The sequence below is a fragment of the Helcococcus sueciensis DSM 17243 genome (genome assembly GCF_000423145.1).
In the GTDB taxonomy this organism is placed as follows: Bacteria; Bacillota; Clostridia; order Tissierellales; family Peptoniphilaceae; genus Helcococcus; species Helcococcus sueciensis.
The window spans coordinates 1-13438 of sequence record NZ_AUHK01000022.1 but is presented as its reverse complement, the minus strand read 5'-3'; the positions used below and the strand labels follow the sequence as shown (position 1 = coordinate 13438).

Annotated in this window: 16 protein-coding genes; all 16 read left to right on the top strand. The window is 26.7% G+C overall.

What is annotated here, in order from left to right; all coding sequences use genetic code 11:
• Positions 1 to 7: 7 nt before the first annotated feature.
• The 16 genes from G534_RS0105830 to G534_RS0105755 all read left to right on the top strand — a co-directional run bounded on the left by G534_RS0105830 (position 8) and on the right by G534_RS0105755 (position 13144).
• On the top strand, positions 8 to 3343 hold the full coding sequence (locus tag G534_RS0105830) for a penicillin-binding transpeptidase domain-containing protein (protein ID WP_027348295.1): 3336 nt from the start codon (positions 8 to 10) through the stop codon (positions 3341 to 3343).
• A 9-nt stretch (positions 3344 to 3352) separates the two neighbouring features.
• Positions 3353 to 3922 carry a hypothetical protein gene (locus G534_RS0105825; RefSeq protein WP_027348294.1) on the top strand — a complete coding sequence of 190 codons (570 nt, stop codon included), beginning with the start codon at positions 3353 to 3355 and terminating at the stop codon, positions 3920 to 3922.
• Positions 3923 to 3934: 12 nt separating this feature from the next.
• Positions 3935 to 4915, top strand: a complete 981-nt coding sequence (locus tag G534_RS0105820) for a ribonuclease E/G (protein ID WP_027348293.1) — start codon at positions 3935 to 3937, stop codon at positions 4913 to 4915.
• Between the two features lie 114 nt (positions 4916 to 5029).
• Positions 5030 to 5338 (top strand): 50S ribosomal protein L21, encoded by a 309-nt coding sequence (rplU, locus tag G534_RS0105815; RefSeq protein ID WP_027348292.1) that lies wholly within the window; start codon positions 5030 to 5032, stop codon positions 5336 to 5338.
• Entirely contained in the window at positions 5338 to 5673 is a 336-nt protein-coding gene (locus G534_RS08040; RefSeq protein WP_034596051.1) for a ribosomal-processing cysteine protease Prp, read from the top strand. Before rplU ends, G534_RS08040 begins: the two co-directional genes overlap by 1 nt.
• A 2-nt stretch (positions 5674 to 5675) precedes the next feature.
• The gene (gene rpmA, locus G534_RS0105805) at positions 5676 to 5966 is read left to right on the top strand and encodes a 50S ribosomal protein L27 (RefSeq protein WP_027348291.1); all 291 of its coding nucleotides are present in this window, start codon (positions 5676 to 5678) and stop codon (positions 5964 to 5966) included.
• A gap of 53 nt (positions 5967 to 6019) precedes the next feature.
• The gene (gene obgE / locus G534_RS0105800) at positions 6020 to 7294 is read left to right on the top strand and encodes a GTPase ObgE (RefSeq protein ID WP_027348290.1); all 1275 of its coding nucleotides are present in this window, start codon (positions 6020 to 6022) and stop codon (positions 7292 to 7294) included.
• A gap of 7 nt (positions 7295 to 7301) precedes the next feature.
• Positions 7302 to 7589: a ribosome assembly RNA-binding protein YhbY gene (gene yhbY / locus G534_RS0105795; protein ID WP_027348289.1), complete on the top strand. Its 288-nt coding sequence runs from the start codon at positions 7302 to 7304 to the stop codon at positions 7587 to 7589.
• A gap of 8 nt (positions 7590 to 7597) precedes the next feature.
• Positions 7598 to 8185 carry a nicotinate (nicotinamide) nucleotide adenylyltransferase gene (gene nadD, locus G534_RS0105790; RefSeq protein WP_034596048.1) on the top strand — a complete coding sequence of 196 codons (588 nt, stop codon included), beginning with the start codon at positions 7598 to 7600 and terminating at the stop codon, positions 8183 to 8185.
• Complete coding sequence (gene yqeK, locus G534_RS0105785; protein WP_051177445.1) at positions 8176 to 8754, top strand: bis(5'-nucleosyl)-tetraphosphatase (symmetrical) YqeK; 579 nt, start codon at positions 8176 to 8178, stop codon at positions 8752 to 8754. The genes nadD and yqeK overlap by 10 nt, the downstream gene beginning before the upstream one ends.
• Positions 8747 to 9055: a ribosome silencing factor gene (gene rsfS / locus G534_RS0105780; protein WP_027348286.1), complete on the top strand. Its 309-nt coding sequence runs from the start codon at positions 8747 to 8749 to the stop codon at positions 9053 to 9055. Before yqeK ends, rsfS begins: the two co-directional genes overlap by 8 nt.
• A gap of 22 nt (positions 9056 to 9077) precedes the next feature.
• On the top strand, positions 9078 to 9716 hold the full coding sequence (locus G534_RS0105775) for a DUF655 domain-containing protein (protein WP_027348285.1): 639 nt from the start codon (positions 9078 to 9080) through the stop codon (positions 9714 to 9716).
• Between the two features lie 54 nt (positions 9717 to 9770).
• Positions 9771 to 9995, top strand: coding sequence for a preprotein translocase subunit SecG (gene secG / locus G534_RS0105770; protein WP_027348284.1), 225 nt, complete (start codon positions 9771 to 9773; stop codon positions 9993 to 9995).
• A 162-nt stretch (positions 9996 to 10157) separates the two neighbouring features.
• The gene (gene rnr / locus G534_RS0105765; protein WP_027348283.1) at positions 10158 to 12080 is read left to right on the top strand and encodes a ribonuclease R; all 1923 of its coding nucleotides are present in this window, start codon (positions 10158 to 10160) and stop codon (positions 12078 to 12080) included.
• A complete protein-coding gene (smpB, locus tag G534_RS0105760) occupies positions 12073 to 12528 on the top strand; it encodes an SsrA-binding protein SmpB (protein WP_027348282.1) in 456 nt (151 codons plus the stop codon). The genes rnr and smpB overlap by 8 nt, the downstream gene beginning before the upstream one ends.
• A 1-nt stretch (position 12529) precedes the next feature.
• Entirely contained in the window at positions 12530 to 13144 is a 615-nt protein-coding gene (locus G534_RS0105755; protein ID WP_027348281.1) for a cyclodeaminase/cyclohydrolase family protein, read from the top strand.
• Positions 13145 to 13438: the final 294 nt, after the last annotated feature.

Genomic DNA, 13438 nt, shown 5'->3' with positions numbered 1-13438 from the left:
AGGCAATATGAAAAAAAGTAGACTAAACTTAATTCTAGTTCTTTTTCTAATTGCTTTTTTTGTATTATTTTTTAGATTATTTCAACTTACAATAGTTGAAGGGGAAAAGTATAGATCATTTTCAGACACTAATAGAATTAAAGAAGTTAATTTAGAAGCTACTAGAGGAATAATATATGATAGAAATGGTAAAAATCTTGCTACAAATAAAGCAACATATAATTTAGTAGCATACAAAGATAGATTTGATGAACTTGATAGAAAATCTAAAAATGATGTTCTTTCAAAATTGATAACTATTCTTGATCAAGATGGAATTAATTATCTTGAAGATTATTTTATTAGCCTGAATGAGTTTGTTTATGAAGATGAAAATTCATATTTTACAAACAAACAATTACCGACTAATAAAGTAATACAAAAAATTCAAAAAGAAAATTTATTAAAAGATATATTTCTTTCAAAAACTCAAATAGATAATGGAATATATTTTTATCCTATAAAAAGAGTTACAGACTATTTGTCGTTGAGAGGTAAAACTATACCAATTGAAGTGAATACAGGAGATGTGGTTGAAGTTAAATTCATAAAAAACTCTGAATATGAAGCTTTAATTGATCAATCTATTATTACAGAAAATACAACGGCTATGGATTATTTAACTTCATTAATAGAAAATGATGATAATTTTATTTATTATATTATTTCCCATCCGTTTTCAAGAAAGATTGTATATGATTTATTGGTAAAAAAAGGTATACAAGAAGATTTAAATATTTCTAATTTAACATATAAAGCAGATATAGATTATATTGAAAATAAAGCAAGATTAAATAAATATTCTAAATCAGTAACTCTAAATTCTAACCCTAAAGATGATTTTATTAATTTAGTTAAAGAAAATTCACTTTCAGATTTATTGACATCTATATATAAAAGTACAGATAGCATGGTTGTTCCAGTGTCAACGCTCATTAATAAATTAGAGAAAAGTGGAATTGAGACAAATATAGAATATACATTAGATGAGGAAAATCTTGAAGTTCATCTAAAATATAAAAATGAAGATTCTGATGAAGCTATTTCTCCAGAATACAGATTAATCGATCTTGCTACTCAAAATAAAATGATTGACGAATTTATTTTGAGTAAAGATATTATAACATATGCAGAAAGATCATTGTTTGATAAGGGTATATATCCAAGAATTTATAAAGATGTTTGGGAATATTCATATTTAAGTGATAAAGAAGATATGATAAAAAACTATGACTCAGACAAAGTGGAGGATGTATTCACTGAATTAACAAAAGATTATGAACTTGAGTCATATGACGAATATTTTAAACTGGGTATATTATCTATAAATAATAAAATAAATGAACAGGGTTATTTGGCATATACTCCAAAAACTATTGCAAAGAATATAAATAATGATTCATTATTAAAAATTGAAGAAATGATACCTAAAGATACAGGTTTTGAAGTTGTAATAGATTCTATGAGATATTATCCTCATGATAATCTAGCTTCTCATGTATTAGGATATATAGGAAGCATTTCTGAAAATAGTGAAGTTGAAGAATATATACAGTATAAAAAATATGACGCAAATGATAAAGTTGGTAAATCAGGACTTGAACAGAGTTTTGAAGATACTCTAAGAGGTGTGAAAGGTAGAAAGCTTGTATACACAGATGTATATGGTCAAACTACCGATACCATTGAAGAAATAAGCGCTGTTCCAGGAAATAATGTTTATACAACTATTGATTTAGAGTTCCAAAAACAAGTAGAAAGAATAACTTATGATATGCTTGAATCTCTAAGAGAAGGAATGCCATATCAATCATACTTTGGAAATTATGATTTAGCACAAGCTCCAAAAGCACAAGTGGCTTCAGTAGTTGTTATGAATGCTAAAACTGGAGAAATTCTAGCAATGGTGTCAACACCAGACTATAATCCAAATTTATTTGTAAATGGAATATCTACTTATGATTGGGATTCACTAAATAATTCAAATCCAGATGATATGTACGCTCCTAGACCAATCGTAAATAATGTTATTCAGTCAGCTTTTCCACCAGGATCTACATTTAAACCATTGGTGTCATTAGCAGCACTTGAAAATGGATTGAATCCTAATGCTACAATTGATACATCTGGTTTTATAGAAATTGATAATAATAAATATTATGAATTTATATATTCTACACAAGGAAGAGTATGGGGAAGAATTGATTTATATACTGCATTAGAAGTATCAAGTAACTATTATTTTTACACATTAGGACTAGGATATAATCCTAATAATTTAAGTGATGATATAACACAGGTATCTGTTGATGATATTCAATCAATGACTAAAAGATTGGGAATGCAAGATAAAACAGGAATAGAAATTGACAATAATACTGAATCCAGCGGATATATTCCATCAGTCGAAAGAAAGTTGGTTATAGTAAGATCACAGCTTAATTTTTATCTAAGAGAAAACTTAGCTTCTTACGCAAGTGAAGATGTAGAAATTACTGATGAAAAATTAGAAAATGATATTACAAATATTTTGGCATGGCTTGATAAAGGCTCAGATATGTCTAGAACAGAAGTAATAGACGAATTAGAAAAAATGGGATATGAAGCATTAGAACCTTTAGAAGGTAGAACAATTGGTCTTGCAGATATAATAAAATATAGCTATATAAATGTTGCAAAATGGGACGAACATGATAAGGTGAACATGGTTATTGGTCAAGGTCAAAACTCGTATACACCGATACAAATGGTTCAGTATGCTGCGATATTAGGTAATGAAGGTAAATTTGTTCATCCTACATTATTAAAAGCTATTAAAAACTATAAAAACACAGAAGACATATTTGTCAACGAATCTAAAATTACTGATTCAGGTGTTGATAAAAATAATTTTAAGATAGTTAAAGAAGGTATGAGAAGAGCTTCATTAGGAGTTCAATTTAGAAGTAATTTCCCATTTGAGATTGGGTCAAAAACAGGTACAGCTGATGTAGGAAGTATTGATCCAAAAACAGGTGATTTTTATGATAGAATTGTTTCAGAGATAGCATTTGCGCCATTTGATGAACCAGAAATTGCTGTTTATTTTTCAGTAATGGAAGGTGCAAAATCAGAAAATGTTCGTGGTGCTAATAATGATATTATATATGCTTATTATAAGTATATAAAGAAAGATCCAAGATTTACTTTGACAAGACCAGGAGAAGATATATCTAGTAGTTACAGAGCAAATAAATTTGAACCTGAAGAAGTTGAAGAAACCGATGATGAAGCTATGGATGAAAATCAAGAGACTGAAGAATAGGAATAAATTATGAAAAAATATTTTTTTGAAGTTGAAGAAGAATTTATTGGATATATACCAAGACTAATCGAAAAATTTAATGGCAAAAAACTTATTATTAGTTTGATACAAGAAAGCAGAGAATTAGAAAGTCTTTACGATATAGATGAATATATAATTTATGATAATTCTGATGTGTTGACAGGTATCATATCTTTGGAAGATGCTATAATTAATATTGAAGATAACATGGATTTATTACCGTCTTCATATAAGAAAAAAGTAGATTTTATAAATCATGAATTTTTTGAAAATGAAATATTTAAAGATTATGATTATGTATTTTTCTTACTTGATGACATAACAAATCACGATTTGAATAATGAAACAATTCCAATTTGTGATTCACCAAAAGCTAATAAAAACAATATTATATGCTCGAAATTTGAAGTGAAACTTGTTCAAAACAATAAAATATATGGTTTTTTAAATGATAATGAAAATGATTTAGTTCAATTATATGAAAATTTAGAAAATGATAAAATTTTAGATTATAATGATTTTTCTTTTTTTCAAAAAATAAAAAGTTTCTTAAATTAGTTGGATAGATTAATGGAAAATTTTAGATTTATTTTTGATGATAAAGAAAAAAAAATATTTGGAGAAATTAAAGATAAAAGACTTATAACTTATTTGGATGAGAATTATACATTAAAAGGTAATATATATCGAGCAAAAGTTTTGAGATATATAAAATCCTTGGATGGATATATATTAGATTTTGGTCTTGAGAAAAATGGACTATTGAGAACGAAAAATACCATTTCAGAAATAAAACCATCTATGGATGTAATTGTAGAGCTTATTGAAACAAATACTGGAGATAAGCTTTATGAATTATCTCAAAAATATTCATTAACAGATGGATATATAGTTTATTTACCTTTTGTAAAATTTAATAATAGAAATATTTTTGAAATAGATGGAAATTCTTATTTATTAAGGACTAAAGGTAAAAAGTTAAATAAAGACGAAATCCATAAAAGATTAAATTCATTAATAAAAGAACATGAAAATCTTAAAAAAGAGAAAAATATGCTTCCTACTCCAAAATTATTGAAGGAAGGAAATTTTTTATTAGATTTCATAGATAATTATGATTATGAAATCATTTCAAACAAAAGAAAATATAATGTTAATTTTGAAGAAGATTTTAACCCAAACTTTCATCCACAAATATCTAGAGAAATTATCGGGATGAGAAAAAGAAAGATAGAAATTGATGGATTAGAAATTGTTATTGATAAGCTTGAGGCTCTCACAGTAATTGATGTTAATTCAAAAAATGAATTTAGTGAATATTCTAAAGATGATATGTCTTTGAAAGTAAATTTATTCGTAATAGAAGAGATAGCCATTCAAATAAAATTGAGACAAATTAAGAAGATGCTAATTATAGACTTTTTAAGAATGGATAAAAAAAATCAAAAGAAACTTTTAGAAGATATCTATAAAAAATTTAAAAGTTATGATATAAAATTTAAATTATTGGGATATTCAAACTTAGGATTTGTTGAAATAATCATATTTTAATTTGACATTGAGATTATAAAATGCTATACTATTCGAGTATCTAAACCGCATATTAAGGGTTTTAAGAAAAAATTCACCCTATTAGCGAGAATATTTATTAGAGGAGGAAGATACATGTACGCAGTAATTAAAACAGGTGGTAAACAATACCAAGTAAAAGAAGGCGATATCTTAAAAGTAGAAAAATTAAATGCAGAAGTAGGATCTTCATATGATTTTGAAGAAGTTTTATTAGTTTCAAACGAAGGGGATTTAAAAGTTGGATCACCTTTAGTAGATGGAGCAAAAGTTTCTGCTGAAGTATTAGAACATGGTAAAGGTAAAAAGATTGTTGTTTTCAAATATAGACCTAAAAAAGGATCTCAAACAAAACAAGGTCACAGACAACCATATACAAGAGTTAGAATTAATTCAATAGGATAATGATTAAAGTAAAGATATATACAAAGAAAGATATCATCAAAGGGTTTGAAATTACAGGACATGCATTATATGCTGATCCAGGTAATGATATTGTATGTTCCGCAGTTACAATGCTTGCGGTCAATACTATAGACACATTTACAGATATTTTAATGAAAGAAGATGATATTAATTATGTATTCGATAATAATTTAGCTAAATTATTATTAAAAGAAGATGAAAATATTGAAAATAACCATGATAGCCAATTAATACTAAAAAAGTTTGAATTAGGAATTAAATCCCTAGTAAAACATTATGGCAAATTCATTAGAGTAGACTACATGGAGGTGTAGATATGTTAAAATTAGATTTACAATTTTTTGCAAGTAAAAAAGGGGTATCTTCTACAAGAAACGGTAGAGATTCAAGAGCTAAAAGACTAGGAGCTAAAAGAGCAGACGGACAATTTGTACTAGCTGGAAATATACTAGTTAGACAAAGAGGAACAAAAATTCATCCAGGTGAAAATGTTGGTATCGGTAAAGACGATACATTGTTTGCAAAAGCTGATGGTGTTGTTAAATTTGAAAGATTTGGCAAAGATAGAAAAAAAGTTAGTGTTTATTCAAGAGAACAATTAGCTTAATTTGAATGTAGTATCCAGAATTTTTATTCTGGATATTTTTTTTAGAGGTAGATATGTTTTTAGATATAGCGAAAATTACTCTTAGATCCGGAGCAGGTGGAGATGGAGCCATTGCTTGGAGAAGAGAAAAGTTTGAGCCAGATGGAGGACCAGCTGGTGGAGATGGTGGAGACGGTGGTAGCATCATATTAAAAGCCGACTCTAATGTTCAAACACTTTTAGACTTTAAATATAAAAGACACTATTTTGCACAAAATGGTGAACCAGGAAGAAATAAAAATCAATATGGAAAAAAAGGTGAGGACATGATTATTCATGTTCCAGAAGGTACAATAGTTAGAGAAGCTAATTCAAATAAAATTATTGTTGATTTAGTCGAAGATGGTGAAGAGTTTTTAATAGCAAAAGGTGGAAAGGGAGGTAAAGGAAATGCTAAATTTGCAAATTCTATACGTCAAGCACCTAGATTTGCTGAACCAGGAGAACCTTCTCAAGAAATTGAAGTTATTTTAGAAGTAAAGTTAATAGCAGATGTTGGATTGATAGGTTTACCAAATGTTGGAAAATCATCACTATTGTCAATTTTATCTGATGCTAAACCTAAAATTGCAAATTATCATTTTACAACATTAGCTCCTAATTTAGGAGTTGTTAAAATTGATTATCAAAATTCGTATATAATTGCAGATATTCCAGGAATTATTGAAAATGCAAGTGAAGGTGTAGGACTAGGTTTACAATTTTTAAGACATGTTGAAAGAACAAGACTTCTTGTACATGTTTTGGATATGTCAGGATCTGAAGGCAGAAATCCAATTGATGATTTCAATATTATTATGAATGAGCTTTCAAAATATAGTGACAAATTAAAAGAAAAAGATTTATTTGTTGTAGCAAATAAAATGGATATTGAAGGGGCAAAAGATAATTTGGAAATATTCAAATTAAATTTCCCAGAGCTTGAAGTTATGGAGACTTCTGCAGCTACTACTGACGGTGTAGACAAGCTTAAATATTATATTTTTGATAAATTAAATAATATTAAGAAAGAATATCATAGTTTTGATGAAGGTGAAGTTTTAGATTTAGAAAACTTTTTCAAAGTCGACAGAACCATAGATGTATATAAAGATGGAGACGTTTTTGTAGTAGAAGGATATCCAATAGTAGAACTTATAAGAAAAACTAATTTTGATGATTTTGAATCCTTAAGCCATTTTGAATCTGTATTAGAAAAAATGGGAGTTATGGATAGATTAGAAGAATTGGGTATAATGGATGGTGATACAATAGATGTAAATGGTGTAGCCATTGAATATTTTGGTTAGGAGAAATATGTTAAATTCAAAGCAAAGAAAATATCTAAAATCACTTGCAAATACAATGGATCCAAAAATTAATATTGGAAAAAATGGAATAAGTGAAAATTTAATTACACAAATTAATGATACTCTTACAGCAAGTGAATTAGTTAAGATTAAAATTTTAAACAATAGTTTAGAAGATCATAATGAAATGATTAATGAAATTATTGAAAAAACAAATAGTGATTTAGTTTCCCATATGGGGAATAAGTTTGTTATATTTAAACAAAGTAAAGAACAAATTATAAAATTACCATAGGAGTATTTATGCAAATTGGTATATTTGGATCTTCTTTTAATCCAGTGCATATTGGACATTTAATTATATCAGAGCAAGCAAGATATAGACTAAATTTAGATAAAGTACTATTGGTACCTACAGCTAATCCCTATCATAAACAGGTAGATTTACTAGATTTTAGTCATAGATATAATATGGCAATGCTTATTTCTGAAGATAACGAACACTTTGATATATCAAATGTTGAAGAAAATATTGAAGGAAATTCATATAGTTTTGATGTAATCAATGAATTAAAAAAAATATATACTAATGATGATTTTTATTTTATTATAGGATCAGATTCATTTAATAAGATTCATACATGGTATAGATATGAAGATTTATTGAAAATGGTTAATTTAGTGGTTTTTAAAAGACCGGGTTATGATATAGATGGAAAAATGTTTGACAGGATTAATATCATTTATAAGAATTTAATTTATTATGATGATTTACAATTAGAAATTTCATCAACATATATTAGAAAAAGTATAAAAAATGGATATTGTCCGAAGTATTTATTACATGAAAGCACTATTAAATATATCAAGGAGCATAGACTATGGCAATGAAGATTGAATTAATTAAAGACAATCTGAAGTCTGATTTAAAAGATTCAAGATACAATCATGTTTTAAGAGTTACTGAAGAAGCATTGGAATTAAATAAATTATTAAATCTTGAATTAGATGAAAAAAAAGTCATGCTGGCAGCTTTGTTGCATGATTGTGCTAAAAATAATGAAGAAAAATACTTTGAAGAATTTAAGAGTAAATATAATCTTAAAAGAGAGGAAGTATTTGCAGATATTGCATTAGCGCATGCTATTTTAGGGGTATATGTCGCTAAGGAAATTTATGAAGTAAATGATCCTGAAATTTTAGATGCAATAAGATGGCACACTACTGGTAAAGAAGATATGACATTGTTGGAGAAATTAATTTTTATATCTGATTTTACTGAACCTGGAAGAAATTTTGAGGACTCAATACTTGTAAGAAATAAAGTATTGGAAGATCTGGATAAAGGTATATTACTTTGTTTAGATACTACAATAGAATATTTAATTAAAAAACGTGTTATTATTAATATAGAAACTTTAAAAGCAAGAAATTATTTACTAAGGAGAGTTAATGAATAAACTTGATATTGTTTTAAAAGCAATTGATTCAAAACTAGGAGAGAATGTAAAAGTTATTGAAATTGGTGAAAAATCATCTATTGCTGACTATTTTGTTATAGTTACAGGTGGTTCAATTCAACAAACTAAAGCAATTGCTGACGAAATAGAAGAAAAAGTTATAAAAGAAGGATATGAAGTCTTAGGCAGTGAAGGCTTCAGAGACGCAAGTTGGATTTTATTGGACTTAGGAGATATTATAGTTCATATATTTACGGAACAAACAAGAGAGTTTTACGATATAGAAAAATTATGGGATTAGACAGCTCGCCCTTGAGGTGAGTATGAAAATAAAAAAATATTTAGATAAAATTATCATTATTATATTAGCTTCTATATTTATTATATTTGGATATATAAATAATAAAAAGGAAACTAATATAGAAAATTCAAATTTTTTAATAGAAGAGACTACAAAAGAAAAAATAAGCATTGAAAAAAATCGATTAAAAGAGACTATAATTGAAACAATTCCTGAAGAAATATATGTGGATATTTCAGGTTGTGTGATTAATCCGGGTGTTTATAAATTGAGTAATAGTAAAAGAATAATAGATGTCATAGATATAGCCGGTGGATTATGTCCTAATGCAGACACTTCGGATATAAATCTTTCTAAAAAGATATTTGATGAAATGAAGATACATATTAAAAAAATCGGAGAGACATATAATGAAAGGTCGCTTGATTTTGATGATACATCAGATATTTCAGAAAAGAATGATAATGGAAGTAAAATTAATATCAATACTGCAAGTGTAGAGCAATTAACAACTTTACCGGGTATTGGTGAAAAAAAAGCTATAGAAATTATAAATTATAGAGAAGATAAAAAGTTTAAAACTATAGAAGATATAAAAAATATATCAGGTATAGGAGATAAAACTTTTGAAAAAATTAAAGATTTAATTATAGTTAATTGAAAAATACTTATATTTTTGTTACAATATGATTGTTATTTATGAAAAGAGGTTAATATGGAAACAGCTTTAGTAATTTTATTACTTATTTCAAGTATTGGAATAATTATATCTACAATACTAATGGACCCTAAAGCAGAAGGTATGGGATCTATCTCAGGTTCATCTGCGAATGTGTTTGGAAAATCAGCATCAAGGGGTAAAGAACAAATATTAAGCAAAGCTACTATAGTATTTGGTGTTATATTTGCAGTAACATCTATATTATTGGCTATATTTTAATCTAAAATTGAGATTTCTCAATTAAGATTCTTTAAGTTCAAAAATGTCTATCAATGAATTGTTCATATGATATGTTTTTGGACTTTTTTATTTTAAAGTTTTTTATTAATATAAGATTTAATGATATAATTAAAAAAAGTCCCTAAAAATAAAGGATGTATTATGAGAATATTAGATGGAAAAGTTAAATTAAATAGAAAAGGTTTTGGTTTTTTTATAGCTGATGATGAAAATGTTGAAGATATTTTTATCTCCAGAGCATCATTAAATAGAGCCTTAGATAACGATAGAGTTAGGATAAAGGTTACTAAAGAAGCAGAAAAAGACCACAAAGCAGAGGGTGAAGTTGTAGAAATACTTGAAAGAAATAAAGAAGTCTTAATTGGAGATTTTCAAAAGGTTAAAAAATATGGATTTGTTATTTTAGATGGTAAATATTCTAATTATGATATATTCATTCCTTCTGAACATGTAAATAAAGCAAAAAATAATGATAAAGTTGTTGTTGAAATTTTATACTTTGATAAAAAAGATAAAAATCCAACAGGAAAAATTGTAGAAGTTCTAGGAAATATGAATGATACGGGAATTGAAATACTAGCTATTGCTAAGAAATTTGATTTACCGGATGAGTTTTCACATGAAACTTTAGAGTATGCGAATTCATTGCCTAAAAAACCTAGCAAAGAAGAAATGAAAAATAGAAAAGATTTTAGTAACTTATTTACAGTAACAATTGATGGTGCTGATGCAAAAGATTTTGATGATGCTATTTCTATAGAAAAAGATGGAGAGGAATATATATTATATGTTCATATAGCGGATGTTGCACATTATGTTACAGAAAATAGAAAAATTAACGATGATGCATATGAAAGAGGAAATTCGGTTTATCTTTTAGATAGAGTTATTCCAATGATTCCTGAATCATTATCAAATGGATTATGTTCATTGAATCCAAATGAAGATAGATTAACATTAACAGTTAAGATGAAGATAGATAAAAAGGGAAAAGTTATAGATTATGATTTTTATGAATCAGTGATAAATAGTGATTATAGATTGATATATGAAGATGTATCAAATTTATTAGAAAATAAAAAGAGTGTTTATAAAAATCCTGAATTAGAAGAAAAATTATATTTAATGAATGAACTTCATCAAATACTTGAAGAGAAAAGATATTCAAATGGTGCTTTAGATTTTGATTTTAAAGAGTCTAAAATTATTCTTGACGGTTATGGAACACCAATTGATGTAAAAGTAGCTGAAAGAAGGGTAGCTAATCGATTAATTGAATCATTTATGGTTTTAACAAATGAAGTCGTTGGTGAGCATTTTTCAAATATTGAAGTTCCATTTATTTATAGAGTTCACGAAGCTCCTTCTGATGAAAAGGTAATGGAATTTAGATCTATAATTGCTAGATTTGGATTACAAATAAAGGGAGATAAATTATATCCAAAGGACTTTCAAAAGATACTTAAAGAAGTTGAAGGTACTAGTTTATCTTATACAATTAGTAATATTATGCTTAGAACTATGAAAAAGGCAGAATATAGAAGAGAACCAAATATACATTTTGGTTTAGCTACAGAAAATTATTCTCATTTTACAGCACCTATTAGAAGATATAGTGATTTGGTTGTACATAGAATCACAAAAGCAAGTTTACACAATAATTATAAAAAAGTTAAAAGATCATATCTTAAAAAGTTAGATAAAATTGCTGAGCACATTTCTGAAACTGAAAGAAAAGCTGATGAAGCGGAAAGAGATGTAGATGCATTAAAAAAATGCGAATATATGGTTGATAGAGTTGGAAATGAATATACAGGAATTATTTCATCTATTACTCATTTTGGGATATTTGTTGAGTTACCAAATACTATCGAAGGTCTAATTCACTTTAGAAGTTTAAATGATGACTTTTATGAATTTGATGAAGAAAACTATAGAGTAATTGGTAATCATAAGAAAAACATATATTCACTAGGTCAGGAAGTTACTATAAGAGTTGATAAAGTGAATATAGAACTTAGAGAAATTGATTTTAGTTTAGTAAGAGAAGAGGAAAATGAATAAAGTATTAGCAAGAAATAAAAAAGCAAAACATGATTATCATATAGAGGAGTATTTTGAAGCTGGAATTGTTCTTGAAGGCAATGAAGTGAAAAGCATAAAACAAACAAGAGTCTCTATAAAAGAATCCTTTTGTCAGGTTAGAAACAATGAAGTTTTTATAGTTGGAATGCATGTTACACCATATGAATATAGCAATAATTTTAGTAAATTAGATCCTACTAGAACAAGAAAGCTTTTATTAAATAAAGTTGAAATACGAAAAATTAATTCAAAAATTACTGAGAAAGGCTATGCTTTAATCCCTTTGGAAGTAAAAGAAGTAAAAGGGCTTATAAAGATAGATATAGGCCTTGGTAAAGGGAAAAAACTATATGATAAAAGACAAGATTTAAAAGAAAAAGATGATAGAAGAAATATAGAGAGAGTTTTAAAGGAAAGATATAATTAAAATGGAAATAAAAGAATACTTAGAAATCCTTGAAACAGCTGATAATAGAGCTGGTGGGGGATCTGTAGGAGCTTTTTCAGGAGCTTTTGCAGCAACTCTTATATTAAAAGCATATAATATGACATCAAAAAAAGATTCAAAATTTATAAATAAAATAGATAATGATTTCTATGAAGATGTAGAAAAAATAAGAAATTATTATGACGAAAGCATTATGAATGATGGTCGAATGTTTGGTGAAGTAATTAAAGCTTATAAATTACCTAAAGATACAGATGAAAATATAAAATTTCGTAAGAAAGAAATACAAAAAGCATATAAAATTGCATACAATTCATCTTTATCTTTAGTCGAAAATGCTTTAGTTTTATTTGAATATATATTTATAATAAATCAGTATGTAGATGATATGGCAAAATCTGAAATTAATGTAGCAATAGCTCAAATAAGTGCAAGCATTAGAGCTTCTTTTGTAAATGCAAAATTAAATTTGATGTATATTTCAGATGAAGAATTTATTAAAAGTGAAAATGATAAATTAAAAGAACATAAAAATAAATTTTATGCTTATATAGATAAAAGTAAAGAGTCTGGATTAAGTGTTAATTTAGAATAATAAAGGGTCTGTAAATAATTTTGTGTATCAACCTATTTCCTGATATTAAAGGGTATGGGTTGATACATTTTTTGTATCAATAGATATTCATTTCTTAAGAAATGAAGCTTAACTTAATTTTACACATTATTAATACACTGTCAAATTTTGTTAAAAATTTGCAGATATTTTCTACTATTACTTTCTATTTTTTTTATTATATCCTCCCTTCAAAATATATTGATAATTGTGATAACACCTTATCCCAACCTCTTATTCTACTAGTCCACTTAGCTGAAGCATCTGCCATAGCTA

Bases quoted from the DNA above. Each gene is read 5' to 3' on its own strand.
- G534_RS0105820 (WP_027348293.1), top strand. From the start codon at position 3,935: ATGGAAAATTTTAGATTTATTTTTGATGATAAAGAAAAAAAAATATTT.
- G534_RS0105825 (WP_027348294.1), top strand. From the start codon at position 3,353: ATGAAAAAATATTTTTTTGAAGTTGAAGAAGAATTTATTGGATATATA.
- rnr (WP_027348283.1), top strand. From the start codon at position 10,158: ATGAGAATATTAGATGGAAAAGTTAAATTAAATAGAAAAGGTTTTGGT.
- yhbY (WP_027348289.1), top strand. From the start codon at position 7,302: ATGTTAAATTCAAAGCAAAGAAAATATCTAAAATCACTTGCAAATACA.
- yqeK (WP_051177445.1), top strand. From the start codon at position 8,176: ATGGCAATGAAGATTGAATTAATTAAAGACAATCTGAAGTCTGATTTA.
- G534_RS08040 (WP_034596051.1), top strand. From the start codon at position 5,338: ATGATTAAAGTAAAGATATATACAAAGAAAGATATCATCAAAGGGTTT.
- rsfS (WP_027348286.1), top strand. From the start codon at position 8,747: ATGAATAAACTTGATATTGTTTTAAAAGCAATTGATTCAAAACTAGGA.
- nadD (WP_034596048.1), top strand. From the start codon at position 7,598: ATGCAAATTGGTATATTTGGATCTTCTTTTAATCCAGTGCATATTGGA.
- secG (WP_027348284.1), top strand. From the start codon at position 9,771: ATGGAAACAGCTTTAGTAATTTTATTACTTATTTCAAGTATTGGAATA.
- smpB (WP_027348282.1), top strand. From the start codon at position 12,073: ATGAATAAAGTATTAGCAAGAAATAAAAAAGCAAAACATGATTATCAT.
- G534_RS0105775 (WP_027348285.1), top strand. From the start codon at position 9,078: ATGAAAATAAAAAAATATTTAGATAAAATTATCATTATTATATTAGCT.
- rpmA (WP_027348291.1), top strand. From the start codon at position 5,676: ATGTTAAAATTAGATTTACAATTTTTTGCAAGTAAAAAAGGGGTATCT.
- obgE (WP_027348290.1), top strand. From the start codon at position 6,020: ATGTTTTTAGATATAGCGAAAATTACTCTTAGATCCGGAGCAGGTGGA.
- G534_RS0105830 (WP_027348295.1), top strand. From the start codon at position 8: ATGAAAAAAAGTAGACTAAACTTAATTCTAGTTCTTTTTCTAATTGCT.
- G534_RS0105755 (WP_027348281.1), top strand. From the start codon at position 12,530: ATGGAAATAAAAGAATACTTAGAAATCCTTGAAACAGCTGATAATAGA.
- rplU (WP_027348292.1), top strand. From the start codon at position 5,030: ATGTACGCAGTAATTAAAACAGGTGGTAAACAATACCAAGTAAAAGAA.